The sequence below is a fragment of the Aeromonas sp. s6 genome (genome assembly GCF_040907815.1).
Classification (GTDB): domain Bacteria; phylum Pseudomonadota; class Gammaproteobacteria; order Enterobacterales; family Aeromonadaceae; genus Aeromonas; species Aeromonas caviae.
Map to the genome: position 1 here is coordinate 241,835 of NZ_JBFOCN010000122.1, position 25,945 is coordinate 267,779.

General features: G+C 59.1%; 24 protein-coding genes and 2 tRNA genes. 5 read left to right on the plus strand and 21 right to left on the minus strand.

Features of this window, described 5'->3' with window-relative positions:
* Window positions 1-8 precede the first annotated feature (8 nt).
* The 15 genes from pnp to rlmE all read right to left on the minus strand — a co-directional run bounded on the left by pnp (window position 9) and on the right by rlmE (window position 15,433).
* The gene (gene pnp / locus AB5Y50_RS20255; protein ID WP_029314766.1) at window positions 9-2,147 is read right to left on the minus strand and encodes a polyribonucleotide nucleotidyltransferase; all 2,139 of its coding nucleotides are present in this window, start codon (window positions 2,145-2,147) and stop codon (window positions 9-11) included.
* 180 nt (window positions 2,148-2,327) lie between these two features.
* Window positions 2,328-2,597 (minus strand): 30S ribosomal protein S15, encoded by a 270-nt coding sequence (gene rpsO, locus AB5Y50_RS20260; protein WP_010675364.1) that lies wholly within the window; start codon window positions 2,595-2,597, stop codon window positions 2,328-2,330.
* Between the two features lie 135 nt (window positions 2,598-2,732).
* Window positions 2,733-3,683, minus strand: coding sequence for a tRNA pseudouridine(55) synthase TruB (gene truB, locus AB5Y50_RS20265; protein ID WP_010675365.1), 951 nt, complete (start codon window positions 3,681-3,683; stop codon window positions 2,733-2,735).
* A 1-nt stretch (window position 3,684) separates the two neighbouring features.
* Entirely contained in the window at window positions 3,685-4,119 is a 435-nt protein-coding gene (rbfA, locus tag AB5Y50_RS20270; protein WP_010675366.1) for a 30S ribosome-binding factor RbfA, read from the minus strand.
* 55 nt (window positions 4,120-4,174) lie between these two features.
* A complete protein-coding gene (infB, locus tag AB5Y50_RS20275; protein WP_041212506.1) occupies window positions 4,175-6,877 on the minus strand; it encodes a translation initiation factor IF-2 in 2,703 nt (900 codons plus the stop codon).
* Window positions 6,878-6,897: 20 nt separating this feature from the next.
* Window positions 6,898-8,400 (minus strand): transcription termination factor NusA, encoded by a 1,503-nt coding sequence (gene nusA / locus AB5Y50_RS20280; RefSeq protein ID WP_039040286.1) that lies wholly within the window; start codon window positions 8,398-8,400, stop codon window positions 6,898-6,900.
* Window positions 8,401-8,414: 14 nt separating this feature from the next.
* Window positions 8,415-8,873, minus strand: coding sequence for a ribosome maturation factor RimP (gene rimP / locus AB5Y50_RS20285; RefSeq protein WP_010675370.1), 459 nt, complete (start codon window positions 8,871-8,873; stop codon window positions 8,415-8,417).
* A gap of 166 nt (window positions 8,874-9,039) precedes the next feature.
* Window positions 9,040-9,116 (minus strand) — tRNA-Met (locus AB5Y50_RS20290).
* 91 nt (window positions 9,117-9,207) lie between these two features.
* A tRNA-Leu gene (locus AB5Y50_RS20295) sits at window positions 9,208-9,292 on the minus strand.
* 7 nt (window positions 9,293-9,299) lie between these two features.
* A complete protein-coding gene (gene secG, locus AB5Y50_RS20300; protein WP_010633113.1) occupies window positions 9,300-9,626 on the minus strand; it encodes a preprotein translocase subunit SecG in 327 nt (108 codons plus the stop codon).
* Window positions 9,627-10,391, minus strand: a complete 765-nt coding sequence (gene tpiA / locus AB5Y50_RS20305) for a triose-phosphate isomerase (protein WP_104452435.1) — start codon at window positions 10,389-10,391, stop codon at window positions 9,627-9,629.
* A 131-nt stretch (window positions 10,392-10,522) separates the two neighbouring features.
* Window positions 10,523-11,857: a phosphoglucosamine mutase gene (glmM, locus tag AB5Y50_RS20310; protein WP_039040289.1), complete on the minus strand. Its 1,335-nt coding sequence runs from the start codon at window positions 11,855-11,857 to the stop codon at window positions 10,523-10,525.
* An 18-nt stretch (window positions 11,858-11,875) separates the two neighbouring features.
* On the minus strand, window positions 11,876-12,721 hold the full coding sequence (folP, locus tag AB5Y50_RS20315; RefSeq protein WP_113977507.1) for a dihydropteroate synthase: 846 nt from the start codon (window positions 12,719-12,721) through the stop codon (window positions 11,876-11,878).
* 84 nt (window positions 12,722-12,805) lie between these two features.
* Entirely contained in the window at window positions 12,806-14,758 is a 1,953-nt protein-coding gene (gene ftsH / locus AB5Y50_RS20320) for an ATP-dependent zinc metalloprotease FtsH (RefSeq protein ID WP_042865085.1), read from the minus strand.
* A 45-nt stretch (window positions 14,759-14,803) separates the two neighbouring features.
* Complete coding sequence (gene rlmE, locus AB5Y50_RS20325; protein WP_010675375.1) at window positions 14,804-15,433, minus strand: 23S rRNA (uridine(2552)-2'-O)-methyltransferase RlmE; 630 nt, start codon at window positions 15,431-15,433, stop codon at window positions 14,804-14,806.
* A gap of 97 nt (window positions 15,434-15,530) precedes the next feature.
* On the opposite strand from rlmE, the gene yhbY reads away from it, so the two are divergent.
* Together yhbY and AB5Y50_RS20335 are read left to right on the plus strand one after the other, a co-directional pair.
* Window positions 15,531-15,827, plus strand: a complete 297-nt coding sequence (gene yhbY / locus AB5Y50_RS20330) for a ribosome assembly RNA-binding protein YhbY (RefSeq protein WP_010675376.1) — start codon at window positions 15,531-15,533, stop codon at window positions 15,825-15,827.
* 105 nt (window positions 15,828-15,932) lie between these two features.
* A complete protein-coding gene (locus AB5Y50_RS20335; RefSeq protein ID WP_180911421.1) occupies window positions 15,933-16,526 on the plus strand; it encodes a PilZ domain-containing protein in 594 nt (197 codons plus the stop codon).
* Window positions 16,527-16,573: 47 nt separating this feature from the next.
* Here AB5Y50_RS20335 and greA read toward each other — a convergent pair whose 3' ends face one another.
* The 3 genes from greA to pomA form a co-directional block, all read right to left on the minus strand.
* On the minus strand, window positions 16,574-17,050 hold the full coding sequence (gene greA, locus AB5Y50_RS20340; RefSeq protein WP_045525791.1) for a transcription elongation factor GreA: 477 nt from the start codon (window positions 17,048-17,050) through the stop codon (window positions 16,574-16,576).
* A 145-nt stretch (window positions 17,051-17,195) separates the two neighbouring features.
* Entirely contained in the window at window positions 17,196-18,089 is an 894-nt protein-coding gene (locus tag AB5Y50_RS20345; RefSeq protein ID WP_042878323.1) for a flagellar motor protein MotB, read from the minus strand.
* A gap of 10 nt (window positions 18,090-18,099) precedes the next feature.
* Window positions 18,100-18,858 (minus strand): flagellar motor protein PomA, encoded by a 759-nt coding sequence (gene pomA / locus AB5Y50_RS20350; RefSeq protein ID WP_368163231.1) that lies wholly within the window; start codon window positions 18,856-18,858, stop codon window positions 18,100-18,102.
* A 234-nt stretch (window positions 18,859-19,092) separates the two neighbouring features.
* Here pomA and xseB point away from each other — a divergent pair, with 234 nt between their 5' ends.
* From xseB to dxs, 3 genes are read left to right on the plus strand one after another with little or no spacing between them, the layout of a single operon-like run.
* Window positions 19,093-19,344 (plus strand): exodeoxyribonuclease VII small subunit, encoded by a 252-nt coding sequence (gene xseB, locus AB5Y50_RS20355; RefSeq protein ID WP_010675381.1) that lies wholly within the window; start codon window positions 19,093-19,095, stop codon window positions 19,342-19,344.
* Window positions 19,345-20,235: a (2E,6E)-farnesyl diphosphate synthase gene (gene ispA / locus AB5Y50_RS20360; protein WP_180911419.1), complete on the plus strand. Its 891-nt coding sequence runs from the start codon at window positions 19,345-19,347 to the stop codon at window positions 20,233-20,235.
* Between the two features lie 21 nt (window positions 20,236-20,256).
* Entirely contained in the window at window positions 20,257-22,122 is a 1,866-nt protein-coding gene (gene dxs / locus AB5Y50_RS20365; protein ID WP_043153238.1) for a 1-deoxy-D-xylulose-5-phosphate synthase, read from the plus strand.
* Window positions 22,123-22,342: 220 nt separating this feature from the next.
* Here dxs and AB5Y50_RS20370 read toward each other — a convergent pair whose 3' ends face one another.
* The 3 genes from AB5Y50_RS20370 to AB5Y50_RS20380 all read right to left on the minus strand — a co-directional run bounded on the left by AB5Y50_RS20370 (window position 22,343) and on the right by AB5Y50_RS20380 (window position 25,915).
* A complete protein-coding gene (locus AB5Y50_RS20370; RefSeq protein ID WP_029314771.1) occupies window positions 22,343-23,284 on the minus strand; it encodes an ABC transporter permease in 942 nt (313 codons plus the stop codon).
* Between the two features lie 3 nt (window positions 23,285-23,287).
* Entirely contained in the window at window positions 23,288-24,262 is a 975-nt protein-coding gene (locus AB5Y50_RS20375) for an ABC transporter permease (RefSeq protein WP_010675385.1), read from the minus strand.
* Between the two features lie 96 nt (window positions 24,263-24,358).
* Window positions 24,359-25,915 carry an ABC transporter substrate-binding protein gene (locus AB5Y50_RS20380; protein ID WP_010675386.1) on the minus strand — a complete coding sequence of 519 codons (1,557 nt, stop codon included), beginning with the start codon at window positions 25,913-25,915 and terminating at the stop codon, window positions 24,359-24,361.
* Window positions 25,916-25,945 lie beyond the last annotated feature (30 nt).

A 25,945-nucleotide genomic window follows, 5' to 3' on the forward strand; every position in this document is an offset into this window, starting at 1 on the left:
CGGCAGCCTTATTCGGCAGCCGGCTCTTCGACGGCAACGGCAGCAGGAGCAGCAGCCGCTTCGGTCGGTGCGTTCGCTTCCTTGATGGAGAGACGCACACGGCCCTGACGGTCCACTTCCAGTACCTTCACCTTCACCACGTCGCCGATTTTCAGGAAGTCGGCCACGTTCTGCACGCGGGCATCGGTGATCTGGGAGATGTGCACCAGACCGTCTTTACCCGGCAGGATGTTGACGAAGGCGCCGAAGTCAGCCAAGCGCACGACCTTGCCTTCGTAGATGCGGTTCACTTCGATCTCGGCGGTGATGGCCTCGATGCGGCGGATCGCTTCCATGGCGGCTTCGTTGGCCACGGCGGAGATGCGAACGGTACCGTCATCATCCAGCTCGATGTTGGTGCCGGTCTCTTCGGTCAGGGCACGGATCACGGAACCACCCTTGCCGATCACGTCCTTGATCTTCTCAGGATTGATCTTGATGGTGTGGATGCGCGGTGCGAAATCGGAGATCTGGGCACGGGGAGCCTGGATAGCTTCGTCCATCACCTTCAGGATGTGCAGACGAGCGCCACGAGCTTGCTTCAGCGCAATCTCCATGATCTCTTTGGTGATGCCTTCGATCTTGATGTCCATCTGCAGCGCGGTCACACCTTCGCTGGTACCGGCTACCTTGAAGTCCATGTCGCCCAGGTGATCTTCGTCACCCAGGATGTCGGACAGCACGACGAAACCTTCTTCTTCCTTCACCAGACCCATGGCGATACCGGCAACGGAGGCCTTGATCGGCACACCGGCATCCATCAGCGCCAGGGAGGAACCACAGACAGACGCCATGGAGGAGGAACCGTTGGATTCGGTGATTTCAGAGACCACGCGCACCACGTACGGGAACTCGGCGGCGCTCGGCATCACGGCAGCAACGCCGCGCTTGGCCAGACGACCGTGACCGATTTCACGACGCTTCGGGCTGCCCATCATGCCGGTCTCGCCGACGCAGTAGGGCGGGAAGTTGTAGTGCAGCATGAAGCGATCGGCGCGGTTGCCGGTCAGCTCGTCGATGTTCTGGGCGTCACGCTCGGTACCCAGAGTGGCCACCACGATGGCCTGGGTTTCACCACGGGTGAACAGGGCAGAACCGTGGGCACGGGGCAGGATGCCGGTACCGACGGAGAGGGCGCGGATCATTTCCGGATCGCGACCGTCGATACGCGGCTCACCACGTACGACGCGACCACGGACGATGCGGCTCTCCAGGCTGTGGAACTCTTCGCCGATCTTCTTGGCATCTTCTTCCACGCCGGATGCGATGACTTGCTCGACCACGCGGCCCTTGATGGCAGCGATGGTTTCGTAACGAACAGCCTTCTCGGTGATACGGTAGGCTTCACCCAGTTCAGCGGTGGCCAGTTCGGCAACTTTGGCTTTCAGCGCTTCGTTGACGGCAGGCGGGGTCCAGTCCCAGGGCTTGGTACCGACGTCGGCAGCGAATTCATTGATGGCGTTGATCACGGTCTGCATCTGCTCGTGACCGTAGACCACGGCGCCCAGCATCACCTCTTCGGAGAGGATGGCCGCTTCGGATTCCACCATCAGCACCGCATTGGCAGTCCCGGCAACCACCAGATCCAGATCGCTCTGGGGCAGTTCGGTGGTGGTCGGGTTCAGCACGTACTGGCCGTTCATGTAACCCACGCGGGCTGCACCGATCGGGCCGCCGAACGGGATGCCGGAGATGGCCAGGGCCGCGGAGGCACCGATCATGGCAACGATGTCGGGAGAAACGGCCGGGTTCACGGACATGACGGTGGCAACCACCTGAACCTCATTGAGGAAGCCTTCCGGGAACAGCGGACGGATGGGACGGTCGATCAGACGGGAAATGAGGGTCTCACCCTCGCTCGGACGGCCTTCACGACGGAAGAAACCACCCGGGATACGACCAGCAGCATAGGTACGCTCCTGATAGTTGACGGTCAGCGGGAAGAAATCACGGCCGTGATCGGCCTCTTTCTTGCCAACGACAGTCACGAAGACACAGGTATCGTCCATGCTGACCATGACGGCCGCAGTGGCTTGACGGGCCATCACACCGGTTTCCAGTGTGACGGTGTGTTGACCGTACTGGAATGACTTTACAATAGGATTCACGTGAATTTCCTTTTAACAATTTGGCGCTTTAAATTCGCGTGCAAGTATACTTGATTCGCATCAAAAGGTAAGCGCGGACGTCAATTCTGTGAGGCAGGCAACGGCCTGCATCCTGTTTGAAACGGGCAATAAAAAAGGGGAACCTCGCGGTTCCCCTTTTTTGCGAAATCTGATGGTCGATTAACGACGCAGACCCAGCTTGGCGATCAGAGCAGCGTAACGCTGAACGTCTTTACGCTTCAGGTAGTCCAGCAGCTTACGACGCTGGGAAACCATGCGCAGCAGACCGCGACGACCGTGGTGATCCTTGGCGTGCTCCTTGAAGTGACCTTGCAGATGGTTGATCTGGGCAGTCAGCAGGGCAACTTGCACTTCGGGGGAACCGGTGTCGTTGGCGCCACGAGCGTTGTCGGCAACGATTTGAGCTTTGATTTCAGCATTTAGAGACATGGTATTACTCCAGTAGAGTGTTTAAAGGTTCACAGCCAATCTCTAATTCAGCCGTGAAATGAGGGCGGTATCATAATCGTCCCCGCCCCTTTTCGCAACGGGAAAGACGCGTGACAGACCGATACCGCCTGAGGATCACTCCTCGTCGTGGTAGCGAACCAGACGCTTGGGCGCCACGCGCCCCTCGTCATCGATCTCGCCAACCCCGATGAATTCGCGCTCCGGGCCAACCGTCATGCGGACCTGGCCGCTTTGGGGGCTACCTGCCACCTGCACGGCCTGACCCTGGTTCACATAGGCGGCCACGGCGACCAGCATGTTCACCTCGGGCAGAGAGGCCACGGCGGTGTCCATCGGCAGCAGCAGGGGATCCAGCTGCTCCCGTGGCGGAATGCTTTCGGCCTTGGCCTGCTCGAAGATACACTCGAGCTGCTCCAGGGTCAGCATCCGCTCGTAGGGGTAGCTCGCCACCTGGGTGCGACGCAGCTGGGTGACGTGAGCGCCACAGCCCAGCACTTCCCCCAGATCGTCCACCAGGGAACGGATATAGGTACCCTTGCTGCAATGCACTTCCAGCTTCACCTCGTCCCCCTCGAAGCCGAGCAGCTTGAGTTCGAAGATGGTGATGGGACGGGCTTCCCGCTCGATCTCGATCCCTTCACGGGCATATTCGTAGAGCGGGCGGCCGTTGTGCTTGAGGGCGGAGTACATGGACGGCACCTGCATGATGGGGCCGCGGAACTGGTCCAGCGCCTCGATCAGGGTACCCACGGCCACGTTCACCGGGCGGGTGGATACCACCTCGCCGTCGGAGTCGCTGGTATTGGTGCGCTCGCCGAGCTTGGCGGTCACCTCATAGCGCTTGTCCGCTTCCAGCAGATACTGGGAGAACTTGGTGGCCTCCCCGAGGCAGATCGGCAACATGCCGGTGGCCAGGGGGTCCAGGGCGCCGGTATGGCCGGCCTTGGCGGCGTTGTAGATCCGCTTGACCTTCTGCAACACATCGTTGGAAGTCAGGCCGGTCGGTTTGTCCAGCAGCAGGATGCCGTGTACGTCACGGCCTTTGAAACGACGTCTACGAGACATCTCAGGCGTTATCCTCAGTCGTGTCATCCGGTGCGGATTGCTCTTCGTCACGACCGGCTTCAGTCATGCGACGCTTGTCTTCACGCACAGTGTTGGTCACCAGGTTGGAGAGGCGCATCCCCTCGACCAGGGTCTGGTCGTAGTAGAAACGCAGCTCGGGCACCACCCGCAGACGCATGGCGCTGCCCAGCAGGCTGCGGATGTAACCGGCAGCCTCGGTCAGGCCCTTGAGCCCTTCCTTGATGCGCTCGGCGTCATTCTCCAGTTGCAAGAAGGTGACATAAACCTTGGCATAGTTGAGGTCCTTGGAGACCTCCACGTCGGAGACGGTCACCATGCCGATGCGCGGGTCTTTCACCTCGCGCTGCAGGATCAGCGCGATTTCACGCTGGATCTGCTGTCCGACCCGACGGGTCCGGCTGAATTCTCTGGCCATATTCTATCCTGCGATAAAAGGGGGCCGCGGCCCCCTATTTTGTCTAACTCTCGGCTTACAGAGTCCGTTGAATTTCAACAGTCTCGTACACCTCGATCTGGTCGCCTTCGCGCACGTCGTTGTAGTTCTTGACCGCGATACCACACTCGTAGCCGTTGCGAACTTCGTTGACGTCATCCTTGAAGCGGCGCAGGGATTCCAGCTCGCCTTCATAGATAACCACGTTGTCACGCAGAACGCGAATGCGGTTGGAACGCTTGACCACACCTTCGGTAACCATACAGCCGGCAACAGCGCCGAACTTCGGCGACTTGAAGACGCTACGCACTTCAGCCAGACCGATGATCTCCTGACGATACTCAGGAGCCAGCTTGCCGCTCATGGCCTGCTTCACTTCGTCGATCAGGTCATAGATGACGGAGTAGTAACGCAGATCCAGGCTCTCGGATTCGATGACCTTGCGCGCAGAAGCGTCGGCACGGACGTTGAAGCCCACCAGGATGGCGCTGGAAGCCGCGGCCAGGGTCGCGTCGGTTTCGGTGATGCCACCTACGCCGGAACCCACGATCTTCACCTTCACTTCGTCGGTGGAGAGTTTGACCAGCGCATCGCAGATCGCTTCCACAGAACCTTGTACATCGGCCTTGATCACCACGTTCACTTCGGACACTTCGCCCTCGGTCATGTTGGCAAACATGTTTTCCAGCTTGGCCTTCTGCTGGCGAGCCAGCTTGACTTCGCGGAACTTGCCCTGACGGTAGAGCGCCACTTCACGGGCTTTCTTCTCGTCACGCACGACCGTGGCTTCGTCACCGGCAGAGGGAACGCCGGACAGACCCAGAATTTCCACTGGCAGAGAGGGACCGGCTTCCTTGATCTCGCGACCCAGTTCGTCACGCATGGCGCGAACCCGGCCGTACTCAAGACCACACAGCACGATGTCGCCCTGACGCAGAGTGCCTTCCTGTACCAGCACGGTGGCAACCGGACCACGACCTTTATCCAGGAAGGATTCGATCACGACGCCGTTGGCCATGCCGTCAACCACCGCTTTCAGCTCCAGGACTTCTGCCTGGATCAGGATGGCTTCCAGCAGGTCGTCGATGCCTTCGCCAGACTTGGCGGAGACGTGCACGAACTGGCAATCGCCACCCCAGTCTTCGGACATGACGTTGTAACGGGCCAGCTCGGTCTTGACGCGATCCGGATCCGCTTCAGGCTTGTCGATCTTGTTCACCGCAACAACCAGCGGCACACCGGCCGCCTTGGCGTGCTGGATAGCTTCGATGGTTTGCGGCATCACGCCGTCGTCAGCTGCAACAACCAGAACAACGATGTCGGTCGCCTTGGCACCACGAGCACGCATGGAGGTAAACGCCGCGTGACCCGGGGTATCCAGGAAGGTGATCATCCCGCTGTCGGTCTGGACGTGGTACGCACCGATGTGCTGGGTAATGCCACCGGCTTCGCCCGCCGCGACCTTGGCTTTACGGATGTAGTCCAGCAGCGAGGTCTTGCCGTGGTCGACGTGACCCATGATGGTCACGACCGGCGCACGCGGCTTGGCTTCGGAGGTCTCGTCACGATCGCTAAGTACCGCCTCTTCCAGCTCGTTCTCACGGCGCAGCACTACCTTGTGACCCATCTCCTCGGCGACCAGCTGAGCGGTCTCCTGGTCGATCACCTGGTTGATGGTGGCCATGGCACCCATCTTCATCATCACCTTGATGACTTCAACGCCCTTGACGGCCATCTTGTTGGCGAGCTCCGCCACTGTGATGGTCTCGCCGATGACGACGTCACGGTTGACCACGGCAGCCGGCTTGTTGAAGCCGTGTTTCATGGCGTTCGGCATGGCCATCTTGCCACGCTTGCCTTTGCGGGCACGGGGATCGCGGGAGTTGCGGTCATTGCGGTCGTCTTCGCGACGGCCGACTTTCTTCGGCGCCTTGGCAGCGGCAGCCGTGCGACGGCTGGTCTCTTCCTTACGATCCAACTCATCTTCGGCCGCTTGCGCGTGCTTGTTGGTGGTCAGATGGTAATCGCTGCTCTCTTTGGCGCGAGCCGCTTCTTCTTCAGCCCAGCGGGCCGCATTCTGTTCCGCCATGATACGAGCCTCTTCGGCTTTCTTCGCGGCGAGTTCTTCAGCTTTTTGCAAAGCTGTCTGTTCCTGTTGGCGCTTCAGTTCTTCTGCTTCGCGCTTGGCCATCTTTTCTGCCTCTTGCTGAGCTGTGCTAACGGCTGCTTTGGCGGGCTGTTGAGCCTGTCGAGCCTTCTGTTGTGCCTCGATCCGCGCCTTTTCCTCAGCTTCACGACGAGCCTGCTCAGCCTCACGGCGAGCCTTCTCTTCAGCGTCGAGGCGGGCCTTCTCTTCGGCCTCGCGACGAGCTTTTTCTTCTGCTTCCAAACGCGCTGTTTCCTCGGCTTCCGCCTGGCGCTGTTCATCTTCCAGCGCCGAGCGTCTTACATAGGTGCGAGACTTGCGCACTTCTACCTGCACTTCCTTGTTCTTGCCACCAGTCCCCTGAACACTCAGAGTGCTCTTGGTCTTGCGCTGCAAGGTCATGCGAGCAGGTGCGGTGACCTCGTCACCTCCATGCTGTTTCTTCAGATGTGCCAGCAGAGTCTGTTTCTCAGACTCGCTGACCATGTCGTCGGCCTTGCTCTTCACGATACCGGCATCGACAAACTGCTGGAGAAGACGATCAACCGGCGTGTCGATGTCAGTGGCAAGTTGCTTAACTGATACTTCTGCCATTCATTTTCCTCCGTTTGACCTTATTCAGACTGCTCTTCTCCGAACCAACAGATATTGCGAGCAGCCATAATGAGCTCACCAGCCTTCTCGGCGGTCAACTCTTCGATGTCGGCAAGGTCATCGATACCTTGCTCTGCCAAATCTTCCAGGGTGCCGACACCGCGAGCGGCCAGGGCATAGGCCATTTCACGGCCGAGGCCGGAGAGATTGAGCAGTTCTTCGGAAGGCTCGACGCCTTCAAAGGATTCTTCTTTGGCCAGGGCCTTGGTGGTCAGGGCATCCTTGGCACGCTTGCGCAGCTCTTCGACCATGTCTTCATCCAGACCGTCGATGGCCAGCAGCTCGTTGACCGGGACGAAGGCGATCTCTTCCAGAGTGGAGAAGCCCTCTTCCATCAGCAGGCCGGCGAAATCGTCGTCGATATCGAGGGTGCTGGTGAACAGCGTCAGGATGCGGTCGTTCTCGGCCTGGTGCTTGGCACGCATGTCCTCGACGGTCATCACGTTCAGTTCCCAACCGGTCAGCTGGGAGGCCAGACGCACGTTCTGACCGTTGCGGCCGATGGCCTGGGCCAGGTTGGCGGCTTCCACGGCGATGTCCATGGTGTGGTTGTCTTCATCGACGATGATGGAGGCCACATCGGCTGGCGCCATGGCGTTGATCACGTATTGGGCCGGGTTGTCATCGTACAGCACGATGTCGGCACGCTCACCGCTCAGCTCGGCAGAGACGGCCTGAACGCGGGCACCACGCATGCCGATACAGGCACCGATCGGGTCGATACGACGATCGTTGGTCTTGACCGCGATCTTGGCGCGGGAACCCGGATCACGGGCGGCGCCCATGATTTCGATCATCTCTTCGCCGATTTCCGGCACTTCGATGCGGAACAGCTCTTTCAGGAAGTCCGGGCTGGAGCGGCTGACGAACAGCTGGGAACCACGGGCTTCCGGACGCACGGCGTAGAGCAGGCCACGGATACGGTCGCCGGGACGGAAGGTCTCACGGGGCAGCATGTCGTCACGGAAGATCACGGCTTCGGCATTGCTGCCCAGATCCAGGATCACGTTGTCGCGGTTGCTCTTCTTGACCACGCCGCTGATGATGGTGCCTTCCTTGTCCTTGAACTGGTCAACGACCTGGGAACGCTCAGCCTCGCGCACTTTCTGCACGATGACCTGCTTGGCGGTCTGGGTGGTGATACGGTCGAAGGTCACAGAGTCAATCTGGTCTTCAACATAGTCGCCGATCTGGATATCCGGCTGCTCGATCTGAGCGGCTTCGAGAGTGATTTCCCCGTACGGGTTCTCCATGGAAGCCTGATCGGCCACCACGACCCAACGGCGATAGGTGTCATAGTCACCGGTCTTGCGATCGATCTCGACACGCACTTCAATCTCGCCTTCGTATTTTTTCTTGGTCGCAGTCGCCAGCGCAGTCTCCAGAGCCTGGAAAATCTTCTCGCGGGGGACAGCCTTCTCGTTGGACACAGCGTCAACGACCAGCAAAATCTCTTTATTCATATCCGATAGCCTCGTTAACCAAAGTTCGGCACTATGTTCGCTTTTTGGATATTGGTGAAAGCCAACACCTCGTCCTTACCATCTACCGTCAGAGTGATCATGTCCCCCTGCACGGCTTTGATTACGCCTTTGAACTTGCGGCGGTTGTTTGTTGCCATCCGAAGCGTTACCGCCGCCTCCTGGCCAACGTATTTTTCGAACTGGGCGACCTTGAACAGTGGACGATCCAGACCCGGGGAAGACACCTCAAGGTAGTACTCCTCGGTGATGGGATCTTCGACATCCATGATGGCGCCGACCTGGCGGCTCACCTCGGCACAGTCTTCCACCGTCACGCCTTGCTCCGAGTCGATGAAAACGCGCAAGGTCGAGTGCTTACCCGCACGGATAAACTCGATACCCCACAGTTCAAAACCCAAGGCAACGACCGGAGCCTCGAGCAGATCGGTCAAACGTTGTTCCAACGTAGCCAAAGTCACCCTCCGAAAAACGAAAAAAGGGCATATAGCCCAGATAGAAATAGATTCAGAGTAAATTGCACATAACAAAAAGCCCCGATGTCAAATCGGGGCTTGGCGCTTTACCCTGATTGTCGCCTCGCAGCGACCGCCTTCCTGAGCGTAGGAAATGCGTGAAATTTGGTTGCGGGGGCCGGATTTGAACCGACGACCTTCGGGTTATGAGCCCGACGAGCTACCATGCTGCTCCACCCCGCGTCCGAAATCGTGCGAGATTATAGCCACTTCACTCTCGTGAGACAAGACTCAGCGGCTATAACATCCCGGTTACCCGGGTTCACTGCTTAATTGGTGCCGTGGGCGGGACTCGAACCCGCACACCCTAGAGCACTACCCCCTCAAGATAGCGTGTCTACCAATTCCACCACCACGGCAAAACTCTTATTCGGGAACGTCAGTATCTTTCTTCACTGGCGCTTTGCTCTGCTCAACTTGTTGAGTCTGTTGCAGATTTTCCCATTCACTACCCTGTTTGACCTTGTTGCTGGACATGGAACCCAGAACCAGACTAATCAAGAAAAACAGAGTAGCCAAAATCGCTGTTGTGCGGGTCAGGAAGCTGCCTGAACCACCGGAGCCGAACACTGTATTCGATGCCCCTGCGCCGAAGGAGGCGCCCATATCAGCCCCTTTACCTTGCTGAATCATCACCAGACCGATCAGAGCCAGCGATACCAGCAGATAAACGACCAAAAGAATCTCGTACATTTAACTTGCACCCTTTGCCGCTTCAACTATTCCTAAAAACGCCTCGCCATCAAGACTTGCCCTGCCTATCAGACCGCCATCAATATCGGGCTGCGCAAACAAATCTTGTGCATTGGCCGGTGTCACGCTCCCACCATAGATGATTCTGACTTTCTCACCTATTACCGGAGTATCCTCCGCCAAGCGACTGCGAATAAAGGAATGAACCTCTTGTGCCTGCTCGGGTGTGGCGCATTTACCTGTACCTACAGCCCAGATTGGCTCGTAGGCGATGATAGCATTATCGAAAGCCATCGCGCCATTTTTCTCTATGACGATGTCCAGTTCCTCGGCAATCACCTCAAAGGTTCTTCTTGCCTGCCTCGCCGCGCCTGACTCACCCAGACAAAGTATGGGTATCAGACCTGCTGCTCTGACTGCCGCAAACTTCTCTGCGACGATAAAACTGGTCTCACCAAAGAGACGCCTGCGCTCGGAGTGGCCAACAAGTACATATCGGCAACCTGCCTCGACCAGCATCTCACACGAGATTTCACCCGTATAAGCGCCCTGTCTGTGCTGGCTCACGTTCTGAGCCCCCAGCTTCACTCTTCCCTGCTCACCGAGCAGTTCGGCTGTGAAACCGAGATGCACATGGGATGGACACAAGACCACATCTACGTCTTCATCAATGCGCTCTGTGCACTGACTCGTAAACTGCTCTAACTGCGACCTACTACCGTGTAACTTCCAGTTGGCTGCTACAAACGGCTTGCGATGTCCCATCGGCAACTCCCTTGCGAAAGCGGGGCTGATAATATCCAGAGGATGCTCAGCTGACAAGTGCTATTTTCAAATTTTCGAATCGTTTGAACAAGATACAACCAAGGCGACTAAAAAGCCGCCTTGGTTGTTCATTAAAACGCCGACTCGACCTGTTTGGCGATGCGCTCTGCCATATCGCGCACCTGCTGTTCGTGTTCACCTTCGACCATGACCCGAATCAGGGGCTCGGTGCCGGATTTGCGCAGCAGCACCCGGCCACGGCCGGCCAGTTCCTGCTCCACTGCCGCCACTTCCTGCTGAACGGCACTGGAGGTCAGCGGATCCTTGCCTTCGGCGAAGCGCACATTGACCAGCACTTGCGGGAACTTGCTCATGCCCGAACGCAATTTGGCCAGCGGCATCTCGGCACTGCGCATGGCCGTCAGCACCTGCAGAGCGGCGACGATACCATCCCCCGTGGTGGTCTGATCCAGGCAGATGATGTGACCGGAGTTTTCGCCCCCGATGCGCCAGCCCTTCTCGTTCATCATCTCAAGCACGTAGCGGTCACCCACCTTGGCACGGGCAAAGGGGATGCCCAGGGTCTGAAGTGCCAGCTCCAACCCCATGTTAGCCATCAGGGTGCCCACCACACCACCCTTGAGGCGGCCATGGCGCAGGGCATCCCGGGCGATGATGTAGAGGATCTCATCCCCGTCGATGATGTAACCAGTACTGTCCACCATCACCAGACGGTCGCCATCACCGTCGAAGGCGACGCCGAGATCTGCCTTGCATTCCTGGACCTTGGCGGCCAGCGCCTCCGGTGCGGTGGAACCGACGCCGTCATTGATGTTGAGCCCATCCGGGCTGCAGCCGATGGCGATGACTTCGGCACCCAGCTCGCGGAAGACGGAAGGGGCGATGTGGTAGGTGGCACCATGACCGCAATCCACCACCATTTTCAGCCCTTCCAGGCTCAGATTGGAGGGGAAGGTGCTCTTGCAGAATTCGATGTAGCGACCAGCCGCATCATCGATGCGCTGCGCCTTGCCAAGCTCCGCGGACTCCACGCACTTGAGTTCGTTGTCTAGCTCGGCTTCGATGGCCAGCTCGACATCATCGGGCAGCTTGGTGCCGTCGGCGGAGAAGAACTTGATGCCGTTGTCGTAATAGGGGTTGTGGGATGCACTGATGACGATGCCGGCTTCGGCACGGAAGGTGCGAGTCAGGTAGGCAACCGCCGGGGTGGGCATGGGTCCCATCAGTATGGCTTTGAGACCGGCGGCGGAGAGCCCCGCCTCCAGTGCCGACTCCAGCATATAACCGGAGATACGGGTATCCTTGCCGATCAGCACCTTCTTGGTCCCTTTCTTGGAGAGCACCTTGCCGGCGGCCCAGCCCAGTTTCATGACGAAATCCGGGGTGATCGGGTATTCACCCACCTTGCCGCGCACGCCGTCGGTGCCGAAGTACTTTCTGGTCATTGTCTGTTTCTCGTTTTTCTATTTGGATATGAAATCTTGTCCCGTCATGGTCATCCAGCCTGTACGCAAGACATCCATGGTGGCCCGCACGTCGTGCACCCGGATGATCCTGGCGCCATGTTGCAACCCGATCAGGGCACAGGCCAGACTACCAGCCAACCGCTCGGCTACCGGGCGGTCAAGCAGGTTGCCTATCATAGACTTTCGTGACATGCCCACCAAGAGCGGAAGTTGGTAATCGAGCAGTGACGCCTGCTGGGCCAGCAGCTGATAGTTGTGCGCCAGCGTCTTGCCAAAGCCATAGCCTGGATCCAGTACCAGATGCTCACGCGGGATACCAGCCCCCAGACAAGCGGCAATCCGCTCGTCAAAGAAGGCTCTCACCTCCCCCAGCAAATCGTCATAGTGCGGCTCCACCTGCATGGTACGGGGCTGCCCCTGCATGTGCATGAGGCATACCGGTACGCCAGCCTCGGCCGCCGCGCCCAGCGCTCCCGGCTCTTGCAGGGCGCGGACATCATTGATGAGGTGACCACCTGCAGCACAACCCTCCCGCATGACAATCGCCTTTGAGGTATCGAGGGAGATCATCACATCCAGCTCGGAGACCATGCGCTCCACCACGGGGATGACCCTGTCCAGCTCCTCCTGCTCGCTCACGTCGGGGGCGCCCGGGCGGGTCGACTCGCCACCTATATCGATAAGGGTGGCCCCATCGGCCACCATGTCGCGGGCATGACCCAACGCCAGATCGATCTGCTTGAAGCGGCCACCATCTGAAAAGGAGTCCGGCGTCACATTGAGAATGCCCATGACATGGGGACGGTCGAGAGAAAGGGTACGTCCCTTGCTGATTAACTGCATTGCTTCAACTACCTCCAACAAGAGCGGCAAACTCTTCGTGCAAAGAAAAACCCCGGGCAAGCCCGGGGTTTGTATCATGGCAACTTATTTGGCCGGGACATCGTTCGCCTTGTCGATGTCGCTCAGAGGTGCATTGCCCTCTTCAGCCGGCGCCTTGGCCTCCGGCCCGTTGTTCACGCTGGCACCACCTTGCGGGGTGTCGCCGTGCTCATCATGCCAGTTGCTGGGAGCACGGACCTCGCGGCGAGCCATCAGATCATCGATCTGCTTGGCATCGATGGTTTCGTATTTCATCAGCGCATCTTTCATGGTGTGCAGCACATCCATGTTGTCCAGCAGGATCTGCTTGGCACGATCGTAGTTGCGATCGATGACCTGCTTGACCTCTGCATCGATGATGCGGGCGGTATCGTCAGACATGTGCTTGGCCTTGGCCATACTACGGCCGAGGAAGACTTCACCATCCTCTTCTGCGTAAAGCATGGGGCCGAGACGCTCGGACATGCCCCACTGGGTGACCATCTTGCGGGCGATGTCGGTCGCACGTTCGATGTCGTTGGATGCACCGGTCGATACCTTCTCGGCACCGTAGATCAACTCTTCCGCCAGACGACCGCCATACAGGCTGGAGATCATGGACTCCAGATGCTGCTTGGAGTGGCTCCAGCGATCCTGCTCCGGCAGGTACATGGTCACACCCAGCGCACGGCCGCGCGGAATGATGGAGACCTTGTAGACAGGGTCATGATCCGGCACCACGCGACCAATGATGGCGTGACCCGCTTCGTGATAGGCCGTCATCTCCTTCTCGGACTCTTTCATCACCATGGAGCGACGTTCCGCCCCCATCATGATCTTGTCCTTCGCCTTTTCGAACTCCAGCATGGAGACCACTCGGCGGCTCTCGCGAGCAGAGAAGAGGGCAGCCTCGTTCACCAGGTTGGCCAGATCGGCACCGGAGAAACCAGGGGTACCACGGGCAATCAGCGCCGGATTGACGTCATCCGCCAGCGGTACCTTGCGCATGTGCACTTTCAGGATCTGCTCACGACCGCGAACATCCGGCAAGCCGACCACGACCTGGCGGTCGAAACGACCTGGACGCAGCAGAGCAGGATCCAGTACGTCGGGACGGTTGGTGGCGGCGATGACGATGATGCCCTCATTGCCTTCAAAACCATCCATTTCAACCAGCATCTGGTTCAGGGTCTGCTCACGTTCGTCGTGACCACCACCCAGACCGGCGCCACGCTGGCGACCGACCGCATCGATCTCATCAATGAAGATGATGCAGGGGGAGGATTTCTTGGCCTGTTCGAACATGTCACGCACACGGGAGGCACCGACACCCACGAACATTTCCACGAAGTCCGAACCTGAAATGGTGAAGAACGGCACCTTGGCCTCGCCTGCAATGGCTTTGGCCAGCAGGGTCTTACCGGTACCGGGAGGACCTACCAACAGGACGCCAGTCGGGATCTTGCCACCCAGCTTCTGGAATTTGGTCGGGTCACGCAGATAGTCGACCAACTCCTTGACCTCTTCCTTTGCCTCGTCACAACCGGCTACGTCGGCGAAGGTAGTCTTGATCTGATCTTCGCTCATCAGGCGAGCCTTGCTCTTGCCGAACGACATGGCACCCTTGCCGCCGCCGCCCTGCATCTGACGCATGAAGAAGACCCAGACACCGATCAGCAACAGCATCGGGAACCAGGAGATGAAGATGGACGTGATCAGGGACGGTTCTTCCGGCTTCTCACCCATCACCTTGACGTTATGGTTGAGCATGTCGTTGAGCAGTTGGGGATCCGGCGCAGGAATGATGGTGGTGAAACGTTCACCGGTGCGCTTGACGCCATTGATGACCTTGCCATCCATCCGCACTTCACGGATCTGCTCCTGGGTCACTTCTTTCACGAAGCTGGAATAGTCCAGCTGGCGACTGGTGGTATCGCTGGGGCTGAAGCTATTGAACACCGACATCAGCACGACGGCGATGACCAGCCACAGGATTAGGTTTTTCGCCATGTCACTCAAATCAATGACCTCGCAGACTGACAGTTAACGATGAGGGTTAGGGTACTACAGTTTAAAACCGGTAGCCACAATGTAGACTTCTCGTGAACGGGCACGGGACGAGTCTGGTTTTCGAATCTTGACGACAGAGAAAAGTCTACGTATTTCATTGAGATAGGCATCAAACCCCTCCCCCTGGAACACCTTGACTACAAAACTGCCATTACTGCTAAGGACCTGATTGCACATGTCCAGCGCCAGTTCCACCAGGTACATGGCACGGGCTTGATCCACCTGCTGGGTACCGCTCATGTTGGGCGCCATGTCGGACATGACGACATCTACCTTGTCGGGGCCGACTCGCTCCAGCAAGGCGCCGAGTACAGTTTCCTCCCGAAAGTCCCCTTGCAGGAAATCGACACCGGCAATGGAATCCATCGGCAAAATATCACACGCAATGACGCGCCCCTTGTCACCGACCTGGTCGATGGCAAATTGGGACCAGCCACCGGGAGCAGCCCCCAGGTCCACTACCGTCATCCCCGGCTTGAGCAGCCGGTCTTTGCCCTGGATCTCGTCGATCTTGAAAACGGCGCGAGAGCGCAGTCCCAACTTCTGGGCTTTCTTGACGTATTGGTCGTCGAAATGTTCTTTTAACCAGCGGGTTGAACTGGGGGAACGTTTTTTCTGGGTCATGATTGTCGACTTTAAAAAACCACAAGGGTTATTAGTATTAAGGGCTAAGTGGGGGTAGAATACGCCCCTTTCAACCCTGACTTATGAAGAAATTGCCATGATTCTCAACAATAAACAGAAACAGTACCTCAAGGGCCTGGCCCACAGTCTGAAGCCGGTCGTCCTGCTGGGACAACACGGTCTGACCGAAGGGGTGCTGGCCGAGATCGATCTGGCCCTGAACCACCACGAGCTGATCAAGGTTAAGGTTGCGTCTGAAGATCGTGAGATGAAACAGCTGGTGATGGATGCCATCGTTCGCGAGACCGGCGCCATCAAGGTACAGAGCATGGGCCATGTACTGACCATCTACCGTCAGGCCAAAGAGCCCAAGATCCAGTTGCCGCGCAAGTAACAGGAAAGAGCATTCGCTCTTTCCTTCATTTCCCTTCTTCCCAAGTCGCTTGCCAAAATAGTTGCCAGGCCCTTAACCTGCGATGAATAGCCGTGGACACCCACTATGGACAAGCATCAGCTCCTCACCGATGAAGAACTGGCCATGCTGCGGGACCTGGGAAACGATGAAGACATTGCCACCAGCCAATACCTGCGCGGCACCCTGCCCCTTCCTCTCCAAAGCCTGTTGCAGCGAGCCAAGCCTCTGACACTCGAAGCCCGCATCGCCGGCTACCAATTGCGTTTCCCGCTCCACTGCACCCAGGCAGAAGAGGGCCACGCCGAGCTGCGCATCGCCGCGCCGACCATTACCGAGCTGGGTTCGCCCCATCTGCGCGCCTGGCGACTCGACGAAAAGGCCGTGCTCTGCACCGAAGACGCGGAGTACGAGGTATACAGCCTCTCCCTTGGCGGTCTCATCGTGGCCGGCTTGCCGGACTCCTCTGCCAAGGGAGATCCACTTGGCGGATACCTTCGCATCGAGGGTCTCCCTCCCCTGGCCATGACAGGCACCCTCATCAGGCACGTGGATGCCAATCAACATCACCATGACTGGGCCGTCCAGTTCCGGCTGGGCAAGGAGGATCAGGAACAATTGCGGGACTGGCTCTTCCAGCGCCACCAGGACGCCTTCGTCCAGGCCTATCAGGGTGACTAAAGACAACAGGGGAGCCCGGCTCCCCTGTCTCTTTCCCCGACGTTCAATCAGAGATAGGCAACTTCCAGGATCTCGTACTCCACATCGCCACCCGGCGTCTTGACGATGGCAACGTCATCCACTTCCTTGCCGATCAGGGCGCGGGCAATGGGGGAGTTCACGGAAATCATGTTCTGCTTGATGTCCGCCTCGTCGTCTCCCACGATGCGGTAGATCACTTCCTCTTCCGTTTCACTTTTGAGCAGGGTCACGGTTGCGCCGAAGATGACACGGCCATTGTTGGCAATCTTGGTGACATCGATAATCTGGGCATTGGAGAGCTTGCCTTCGATTTCCTGAATGCGGCCTTCACAGAAACCCTGCTGCTCGCGGGCGGCATGGTATTCGGCATTTTCTTTCAGATCGCCATGTTCACGGGCATCAGCAATCGCTTCGATAATCTGGGGACGCAGCTCGGTCTTGAGATAATCGAGCTCTTGACGCAGCTTTTCAGCGCCGCGAACAGTCATCGGAGTATGATTCATAGTCGAAACCTGGGTTGCTTTATAAAGAGAAGCTGCGGCAATCAAAAGAGAGCCGCAGCTGTCGGTTCGGATGGGGCATCTTAATATGAAGCCGCCACAAAATCCATGTCAGCCCCTGCGAGCGGGATCCCGCTTTGGGCCAGCGTTACTTGGATTCCGAGACGCCAAGCGGAGCCGACACCGTCGGTTTGCCCTGCATGATGGCGATCTCGACACGTCGGTTCATGCGCCGATTCTCCGGGCTGTTGTTGGGCACCAGCGGCTGGGAATCCGCCATCCCTTGCACCACCAGACGATTGCCGTCAAAACCGGGCACCTTGATCATCTGGTGGGCAACCGCCACCGCCCGCTGGGATGAAAGCTCCCAGTTGGACTGGAACAACTCGTCCTCGGTGGCCACATTGTCGGTGTGGCCGGAGACGGTGATCTCCCCCGGCACATCCTTGAGCAGCGCAGCCACCTTGCGGATCACCGGCCAGAACTGGGGTTGCAGGAAGGCGGATCCCGCCGGGAACGCCGCTTTCTCGCGAATGCGAATGATGATCTGCTGACCCAGCGCCTCTATTTCGATGGCCCCATCCTGGATCTGGGCCTGCATCTGCTCCGCCAGTGCCTTGGCCAGGGTGTTGGACTGTTCCTGCGCCTTCTGGGCCTCCTGGGCGGTATCGCCACCGCTCTGCTGGCCTTCGGTCTTGTCATGTCCACCCGCCTTGTCCGCATCCCCAGGCTGGAAATCCAGCTCGGTCTGGGTCATGTCGATGGTCTGCTGCATGATGGTGTCAATAGGCGTCGGCTCGGGGCGACCAGGACGAAACTCCTGGGCGATGACGGAGGTTCCCTTGGGGATATCCTTGACCTCCAGGATGTTCTGCACCCCGAACGCCTTCTCCATGGAACCGGCGATCTGCTTGAACTTCTGCACATCCATCTCGGCAAAGGAGAGCAAGAGCACGAAGAAGCACATCAGCAGAGACATGAGATCCGCGAAGGTTCCCATGTAACCGGGCAATCCGGGAGGCGGGCACTTGCACTTTGCCATCTGTGCGCTCCTATTCGGTCCCGTTGTTGCGTTTGGACTGATTCAGGTAGTTCTGCAACATGGCCTGGATCACCCTCGGGTTCTGTCCATCCTGGATCCCCATGATGGCGTCGAGGATCAGGGTACGACTCAACTGTTCCTCGCCGCTGCGCAGTTCCAGCTTGTCAGCGATGGGGATGGCAATCATGTTGGCCTCGATGGCGCCATACAGGGTCGTCAGCAAGGCCACCGCCATGGCCGGACCGATGGATTTGGGGTCGCTCATGTTGGCCAGCATGGCCACCAGCCCCACCAGGGTACCGATCATGCCCATGGCCGGACCGAGATCCCCCAGGGAGCGGAACACCTTGATGGTCGTGGCGTGACGCTCGGACGTCAGTTCGATGTCCTTCTCCATCACCGCACGCACCACGTCGGCATCATGGCCGTCCACCAGCATGTCGATGCCCTTCTTCATGAAGGTATTGGGGATCTCCGCCGCCTCCAGGGCCAGAAAGCCCCCCTTGCGGGCCGCATCCGCCAGTTCCACCGCCTTGGTGATGAGATCGTCGAGCTTGTCCCCCTTGTACATGAAGGCCTTGCCCGCGACCTTGAAGGCCATCAGAAACTGACCGAGGTTGAATTTCATCATGCAGATGAACACGGACCCCAGTATGGTGATGTAGACCGATGGCATGTCCACATACATGCTCATGGGGCCGCCCAGCAACATGCCGTACACTACGACCCCGAACCCCAGCACTAAGCCTATCAGACTCCCTAAATCCACATCCCTACTCCTGTCGCCGAACGTGCCGTCTCATTATATTGCATTGAATTTTCTGCTATTGCGTCCCCGGCAGCAAGTCCGGCACACCGCAATCGCCGATCGGCACTGCGTGGTTGCATGCCCGTTCTTATCGGCCAGGGTCAGGATAGTTTGAGGACGCCGCGTTTTTCTGCCTCCCCCCTGTGGCCGGTCGATGTTAAGATGAGCCGTTTTTTTCAATCCCCGAGGATGGACATGGCCAGTAAAAAAATCGACCGTCTGAGTTTTGATGCCACCCTGGAAGAGCTGGAAACCATAGTGCATCAACTCGAACAGGGCTCGCTCCCCCTCGAGGAGGCACTCAAACAATTCGAACAGGGCATCCATCTGGTGCGCGCCGGCCAGCAGAAGCTGGAACAGGCCGAGCAGAAGATCCAGATCCTCCTGACCCAGGCCGATGGCAGCGAGCAAGCGGTCCCCTTTCGAGCAGAACAAGGAGAGGAGTGAGTGACCCTGGACGATTTCTCCCGCCTGCATCGGCGCCGCATCGACGACTGCCTCTCGGCACAGCTTGACGCCCTGCCCGCCATGGCGCCACGTCTGCGGGACGCGATGAAATACGGCCTGCTGCTCGGTGGAAAACGGGTGCGCCCCTTCCTGGTCTATGCCGTCGGCGAGATGCTGGGCGTCAAGAGCGAACTGCTGGATGGCCCCGCCGCCGCCGTGGAGTGCATTCACGCATACTCCCTCCTGCACGACGACCTGCCCGCCATGGACGACGACGACCTGCGTCGTGGTCAGCCCACCGTACACAAGGCCTTCGATGAAGGCACAGCCATCCTGGCAGGCGATGCCCTGCAGACCCTGGCGTTTTCCATTCTGGCCGACCACCCCATGCCCGATACATTGATGGCCAACCGGGTGCGGATGCTGAGTGCCCTGGCCCGCGCGTCCGGCTATCTCGGCATGTGCGGCGGTCAGGCACTGGATCTGGACGCCGAAGGGCGCCGGATCAGCCTCGCCGAGCTGGAGCAAGTGCACCGCCACAAGACCGGGGCCCTCATCGAGTGCGCCGTGACCCTCGGCGCCCTGTGCAAGGCTGACGTGGAACCCGTCACCCTCACCGCCCTGCAAGCCTATGCCGCCGCCATCGGACTCGCCTTCCAGGTGCAGGACGACATCCTCGACATCACGGGCGATACCGCCACCCTGGGCAAGCCGCAAGGCTCGGATCTGGCGCTGGAAAAGAGTACCTATCCGGCCCTGCTCGGACTCGACAATGCCCGTGAGCTGGCTCGCGAACTGCATGACAAGGCCTTAACAGCCCTGCAATCCTTGCCCTACAATACCGACATTCTGGAAGCGTTTGCCGATTACATCATCGAGCGAACCCACTAAACGCTGGATAACAGTAACAATATGAGCGTTGATATTAGCGATTTTCCCAACCTGGCCCTCGCGGACACGCCGGTCGATTTGCGATCCCTCCCCTTCGAGCGGCTGCCCGTGGTGTGCAACGAGCTGCGCGAGTATCTGCTGCGCTCGGTGAGCCGCTCCAGCGGCCACTTCGCCTCCGGCCTTGGCACTGTCGAGCTGACGGTCGCCCTGCACTATGTCTACAACACCCCCTTCGATCGACTGGTGTGGGACGTAGGCCACCAGGCCTATCCCCACAAGATCCTGACCGGACGACGGGAACGCATTCACACCATTCGCCAGAAAGATGGCCTGCACCCCTTCCCCTGGCGGGAAGAGAGCGAGTACGACGTGCTCAGCGTGGGCCACTCCAGCACCTCCATCGGGGCAGCGCTCGGTATGGCGGTGGCGGCCGAAAGTGAAGGGCTTGGCCGCAAGGTGGTCGCGGTCATCGGTGATGGCGCCATCACCGCCGGCATGGCCTTCGAGGCCCTCAATCACGCCGGCGACGTCCACAAGGACATGCTGGTGGTGCTCAACGACAACGAGATGTCCATCTCCGAGAACGTGGGGGCCCTGAACAATCACCTCGCCAGGCTGATGTCCGGCAAGCTCTACACCACCATTCGCGAGGGGGGCAAGAAGGTGCTGGCGGGTCTGCCGCCGGTCAAGGAGCTCGCCAAGCGGGCCGAGGAGCACCTCAAGGGCATGGTGGTACCCGGCACTCTGTTCGAGGAGTTCGGCTTCAACTACATCGGCCCCATCGACGGTCACGACATCCATGCCCTGGTCGAAACCCTGCGCAACATGCGCAACCTCAAGGGTCCCCAACTGCTGCACGTCAAGACCAAGAAGGGCAAGGGCTACGAGCCGGCGGAAAAAGATCCCATCGGTTATCACGCCGTCCCCAAATTCAACCCGGATGACTGTGCCCTGCCCAAGAGCGCCGGTGGCAAACCCACCTTCTCCGCCATCTTCGGTCAGTGGCTGTGCGACATCGCCGCCAAGGACGAGCGCGTGGTCGGCATCACCCCCGCCATGCGCGAAGGCTCCGGTCTGGTGAAATTCAGCCAGCAATATCCGGATCGCTACTTCGACGTGGCCATCGCCGAGCAACATGCGGTCACCTTCGCCGCCGGTCTCGCCATCGCCGACCAGAAACCCGTGGTCGCCATCTATTCGAGCTTCCTGCAGCGGGCCTATGACCAGCTTATCCACGACGTGGCGCTGCAGAACCTGCCGGTGCTGTTCGCCATCGACCGGGCCGGTCTGGTGGGGGCCGACGGCCCGACCCATCAGGGGGCGTTCGACATCAGCTTCCTGCGCACCGTGCCCAACATGGTGGTGATGACCCCGTCCGACGAGAACGAGTGCCGTCAGATGCTCTACACCGGCTATCTGTGCAACGGGCCAGCGGCGGTGCGCTACCCCCGTGGCAGCGGCACCGGTATCCAGGCCGAGAGCGAGATGCAGGCCCTGCCCCTCGGCAAGGGACGTGTGGTTCGCGAGGGCAAGGGGACCGCCATCCTGGCGTTCGGCACCCTGCTGCAACAGGCCAGAGCAGCCGCCGAGGCGCTGGATGCCACCCTGGTGGACATGCGCTTCGTCAAACCCATGGACGAGGCGCTGGTGCTCTCTCTGGCCGCCTCCCACGATCAGTTCGTCACCCTCGAGGACAACGCCATCATGGGCGGTGCAGGCTCTGCGGTGAACGAGCTGCTGATGGGCTGCAAGCAGTGCAAACCCGTGCTCAACCTCGGCCTGCCGGACCGCTTCATCGAGCAGGGCACCCAGGATGAGATCTACGCCCTGCTGGGGCTGGACAGCGTGGGCATTCAGACCCGCATCGAGAGCTGGCTGCAGGCCTGACAAGGGTTATTGCAAGCAATAAAAAGGGCGCCTGATGGCGCCCTTTTTTTGTTATTCACTGTGCCAGACCAAACCTGCTCACACACTGTCGCGAGAAGGCCGTCAACAAGGTTACAAGCCGCTCAGGAACCGAGACATACATGAGCACTCCTGATTCCACATAAGTGAGCAGCACATGAACCTTGATCACGGCCTCGCAGCCAGTTCGTGGATAGGTTTATCAGCCCTTGTAGATCTTCGGGTTGAACACATCCCGCAGCCAGTCACCCAGCAGGTTGATCACCAGCACCAGCACCACCAGGCAGAGGCCCGGGAAGGCGGTGATCCACCAGGATCCGGAGAAGATATAGTTGAAGCCCACACTGATGAGCGACCCCAGGGACGGTTGATCCACCGGCATCCCCAGACCCAGGAAGGAGAGGGCAGCCTCGCTCATGATGGCGTTCGCCACCTGCACGGTAGAGATGACCAGGATGGGGGACAGGCAGTTCGGCAGAATGTGGCGGAACATGATGCGCGGGGCGCGGAACCCCATCACCTGAGCTGCTTCCACATACTCCTTCTTCTTCTCCGCCAGCACGGAGGCGCGTACCGTCCGGGCATACTGGGGCCACTCGGCGATACCGATGATCACCACCAGCATCAGGATGGCGAACTTCGAGTAGAACTCGGAGCCAAAGGTCGCCTGGAAGATGGCGGAGATGATGATCGCCACCATCATGGTGGAGAACGACAGCTGCACATCGGCAAAGCGCATCAGCAGGTTGTCGATGCGACCACCAAAGTAACCGGCCATCAGACCGATGACGATACCGAGCACCAGCTGCAGCCCCACCGCGAACAGACCAATGGTCAGGGAGATGCGGGCGCCATAGAGGATGGTGCTCCAGATGTCGCGTCCCTGGTTGTCGGTCCCGAGCCAGAAGCGGGCCTCGCCCCCTTCCAGCCAGGAGGGGGGCAGCTCCGCATCCATCAGATCGAAGCTGGTCTGGTCATAGACGTTGTGCGGTGCGATCCAGGGTGCCAGCAGGGCCGCCAGCACGAAGACCACAAACACCGCAAAGCTGAACATGGCTACCTTGTCCCGCAGGAAGTAGTAGACGATGTCGGAATTTTTGAAGCGTGCCCAACGGCTTGGGCTTGCAGTTACAGCATTAGTCATCTGTTACCCCTTGGCGGTCAGGTTGACGGTCGGGTTGATCAACCCGTAGAGCAGGTCGACCAGGGTATTGGTCACCACGAAGATCAGGCCCACGAAGATGACGTAGGCGGTGATGAGGGGCGTATCGACCCGGTGGATCGCCTCAAGGAAGAGGAAGCCGGTCCCCGGCCACTGGAACACGCTCTCGGTCAAGATGGTGTAGGCCACCATGGTCCCGATCTGCACACCGCCCACCGTGATGACCGGCAGCATGGTGTTCTTCAGGGCGTGCTGGTAGTAGACCTTGTTGTTGTCCAGCCCCTTGGCACGGGCAAACTTGACGTACTCGGAGGAGAGCTGCTCCAGCATCTCCGAGCGCACCAGCCGGATGAACAGCGGCAGCATGATGGACGAGAGGGAGACCGCAGGCAGCACCAGGTGCAGGATACCGTCCCAGGTAAAGAATCCCGACTCCCAGCCCAGCAGGTTGTAAGTCTCGCCACGGCCATAGGCCGGCAGCCAGCCCAGCTGGATGGAGAAGAGGTACATCAGCATGATGGCGGTCAGGAAGACCGGGATCGAGATGCCGATGCTGCTCACCGCCATGATGAGCTTGGTCAGGAAACTGCGCGGTCTTATCGCCGAATAAACCCCCAGCGGAATGGAGACCACGACGATGATGAGCGCGGCGGCAAACACCAGCTCAAGGGTAGCCACCAGCTTGTCGAGGATAACCTCGAGGGCTGGTCGCTTGAAGAAATAGGAAGTGCCCAGATCCCCGTGTACCGCGTTCTTCAAGAAGCGGCTGTATTTCACGAGGAAGGGATCATTGAGTCCCATCTTGTCGCGCAGCTCCTGGCGCACGGACTCGGAGACGGATTGTCCCACCAGCTCGCGCAGCGGATCCCCCAGGTTGTCCTGGATGGAGAAGGCGACCAGGCTGATGACGAACATCACTATCACGGCCTGATAGAACCGTTTCAGCAGGAATGTAAACATGCTTGTCCTTCTACGTGGCCTGTGTCTTGGCACAGGCTTCTGTTAATGGCGGGGCAACCATGGGTGCCCCGCCGGGTCCTTCCTTAAACGCTTCGCTTACTTGTTGACCACCAGGTCACCCAGATAAGGGAAGTTCATCACGTTGACCACCGGCTTGATGTCGACGTTCTTCTTGGCACCGTAGGCCAGGTCTTCCCAGTGCAGCGGCACATAGGCAGCGTCGTCGATCAGCATGGCTTCCACCTTCTGCAGGATGGCGGCACGCTTGGCAGGATCGGTCTCGGTGTTGGCTTCCATCACCATCTTGTCAGCTTCTGCGTTGGCATAACCGCCGCAGTTGTACTGACCCATGCCGGTCTTGGCATCCTTGGTGAAGGTCAGGAACTCGAAGAAGTTCGCACTGTCTTCGGTGTCGGAGTGCCAGCCGATCAGCTGCATGTCAGCGGCGCACTTGTCAAACTCCGGCCAGTACTGGGCCACCGGCATGGTCTTCAGATCCACCTTGATGTTGATCTTGGACAGCATGGCGGAGACGGCCTGGGCAATCTTGACGTCGTTGACGTAGCGGGCAGCCGGGGAGATGAAGCTCATCTTGAAGCCCTTCTCGTAACCGGCTTCCTTCATCAGCTCCTTGGCCTTGGCCAGATCATACTGGGGCTTGAGCGCCTCGTTGTAGCCTGCGTAGCCTTTCGGGCTCAGCTGGCCGGCCGGGGTACCGAAGCCCTTGTTGATCTTGTCGACGATGCCCACCTGGTTGATGGCGTAGTTGATCGCCTGACGCACGCGCTTGTCTTTCAGCGCCGGGTTGGTGTTCTGGTTCAGCTCGATGATGATGGCACGGGTACCGGACAGGGTGACCAGCTGGGAATCCTTGCCGTTCTTCACGCGCTCCAGATCGTTCGGGGCAACCGGGTAGATCATGTCCACGTCGCCGCCCAGCAGGGCTGCAACACGGGTGGCGTCTTCCTTGATCGGTACCACGGTCAGGTTTTCGACGTTGCCCTTGGAGGCCTTGTCCCAGTAGTTGGCGTTGCGCACGTATTCCAGCTTCACGCCCTGCTCGCGGAACTTGACGCTGAACGGACCGGTACCGGAGACATTGGTGGAGGCGAAGGAGTCACCGTTCTTCACGATCTCGGCCTTGTCCTTGCCCGCCTCGGTCTTGCCGCTATAGAACTTGGAGTCCATCGGGAAGATGTAGGTGACGGTCTGCAGCACCAGCGGGAACGGCTTGGCGGTGACGAGATCCACGGTGAAATCATCCACCTTCTTGGCTTCGGCGATGGGGTCGAAGATCGCCTTGAAGTCCGGGGAGGCCTTCAGACGGTTGACGGTCCATACCACGTCATCGGCGGTGAAGTCGTTGCCGGAGTGGAACTTCACACCCTTGCGCAGGTGGAAACGGACGGTCTTGTCGTCGATGCGCTCATACTTCTCGGCCAGACGCGGCTCGAACTGCAGATCCTGGGTGTAACGCATCAGGGGGTCGAACACCAGGTGAGACATCTCCAGGGTCTGACCGGAGAGCTGCTCCTGCGGGTCCAGAGAGGTGGCGTCGGACGCGACGGCGACCTTGATGTCGGCAGCAGAAACGTTGAACGCGAGACCAGCGGCGAACAGCGCCATGGCGATCTTGGATAATCCTTTCTTCATGTCTTTCTCCATGCTTTTGGCTTTTTATTG

Excerpts from the sequence above, each read along its gene's own strand:
- rpsO (WP_010675364.1), bottom strand. The coding sequence starts at position 2,597 with ATGTCTCTAAATGCTGAAATCAAAGCTCAAATCGTTGCCGACAACGCT.
- truB (WP_010675365.1), bottom strand. The coding sequence starts at position 3,683 with ATGTCTCGTAGACGTCGTTTCAAAGGCCGTGACGTACACGGCATCCTG.
- rbfA (WP_010675366.1), bottom strand. The coding sequence starts at position 4,119 with ATGGCCAGAGAATTCAGCCGGACCCGTCGGGTCGGACAGCAGATCCAG.
- infB (WP_041212506.1), bottom strand. The coding sequence starts at position 6,877 with ATGGCAGAAGTATCAGTTAAGCAACTTGCCACTGACATCGACACGCCG.
- nusA (WP_039040286.1), bottom strand. The coding sequence starts at position 8,400 with ATGAATAAAGAGATTTTGCTGGTCGTTGACGCTGTGTCCAACGAGAAG.
- secG (WP_010633113.1), bottom strand. The coding sequence starts at position 9,626 with ATGTACGAGATTCTTTTGGTCGTTTATCTGCTGGTATCGCTGGCTCTG.
- tpiA (WP_104452435.1), bottom strand. The coding sequence starts at position 10,391 with ATGGGACATCGCAAGCCGTTTGTAGCAGCCAACTGGAAGTTACACGGT.
- glmM (WP_039040289.1), bottom strand. The coding sequence starts at position 11,857 with ATGACCAGAAAGTACTTCGGCACCGACGGCGTGCGCGGCAAGGTGGGT.
- folP (WP_113977507.1), bottom strand. The coding sequence starts at position 12,721 with ATGCAGTTAATCAGCAAGGGACGTACCCTTTCTCTCGACCGTCCCCAT.
- rlmE (WP_010675375.1), bottom strand. The coding sequence starts at position 15,433 with ATGACCCAGAAAAAACGTTCCCCCAGTTCAACCCGCTGGTTAAAAGAA.
- yhbY (WP_010675376.1), top strand. The coding sequence starts at position 15,531 with ATGATTCTCAACAATAAACAGAAACAGTACCTCAAGGGCCTGGCCCAC.
- AB5Y50_RS20335 (WP_180911421.1), top strand. The coding sequence starts at position 15,933 with ATGGACAAGCATCAGCTCCTCACCGATGAAGAACTGGCCATGCTGCGG.
- greA (WP_045525791.1), bottom strand. The coding sequence starts at position 17,050 with ATGAATCATACTCCGATGACTGTTCGCGGCGCTGAAAAGCTGCGTCAA.
- AB5Y50_RS20345 (WP_042878323.1), bottom strand. The coding sequence starts at position 18,089 with ATGGCAAAGTGCAAGTGCCCGCCTCCCGGATTGCCCGGTTACATGGGA.
- xseB (WP_010675381.1), top strand. The coding sequence starts at position 19,093 with ATGGCCAGTAAAAAAATCGACCGTCTGAGTTTTGATGCCACCCTGGAA.
- dxs (WP_043153238.1), top strand. The coding sequence starts at position 20,257 with ATGAGCGTTGATATTAGCGATTTTCCCAACCTGGCCCTCGCGGACACG.
- AB5Y50_RS20370 (WP_029314771.1), bottom strand. The coding sequence starts at position 23,284 with ATGACTAATGCTGTAACTGCAAGCCCAAGCCGTTGGGCACGCTTCAAA.
- AB5Y50_RS20375 (WP_010675385.1), bottom strand. The coding sequence starts at position 24,262 with ATGTTTACATTCCTGCTGAAACGGTTCTATCAGGCCGTGATAGTGATG.
- AB5Y50_RS20380 (WP_010675386.1), bottom strand. The coding sequence starts at position 25,915 with ATGAAGAAAGGATTATCCAAGATCGCCATGGCGCTGTTCGCCGCTGGT.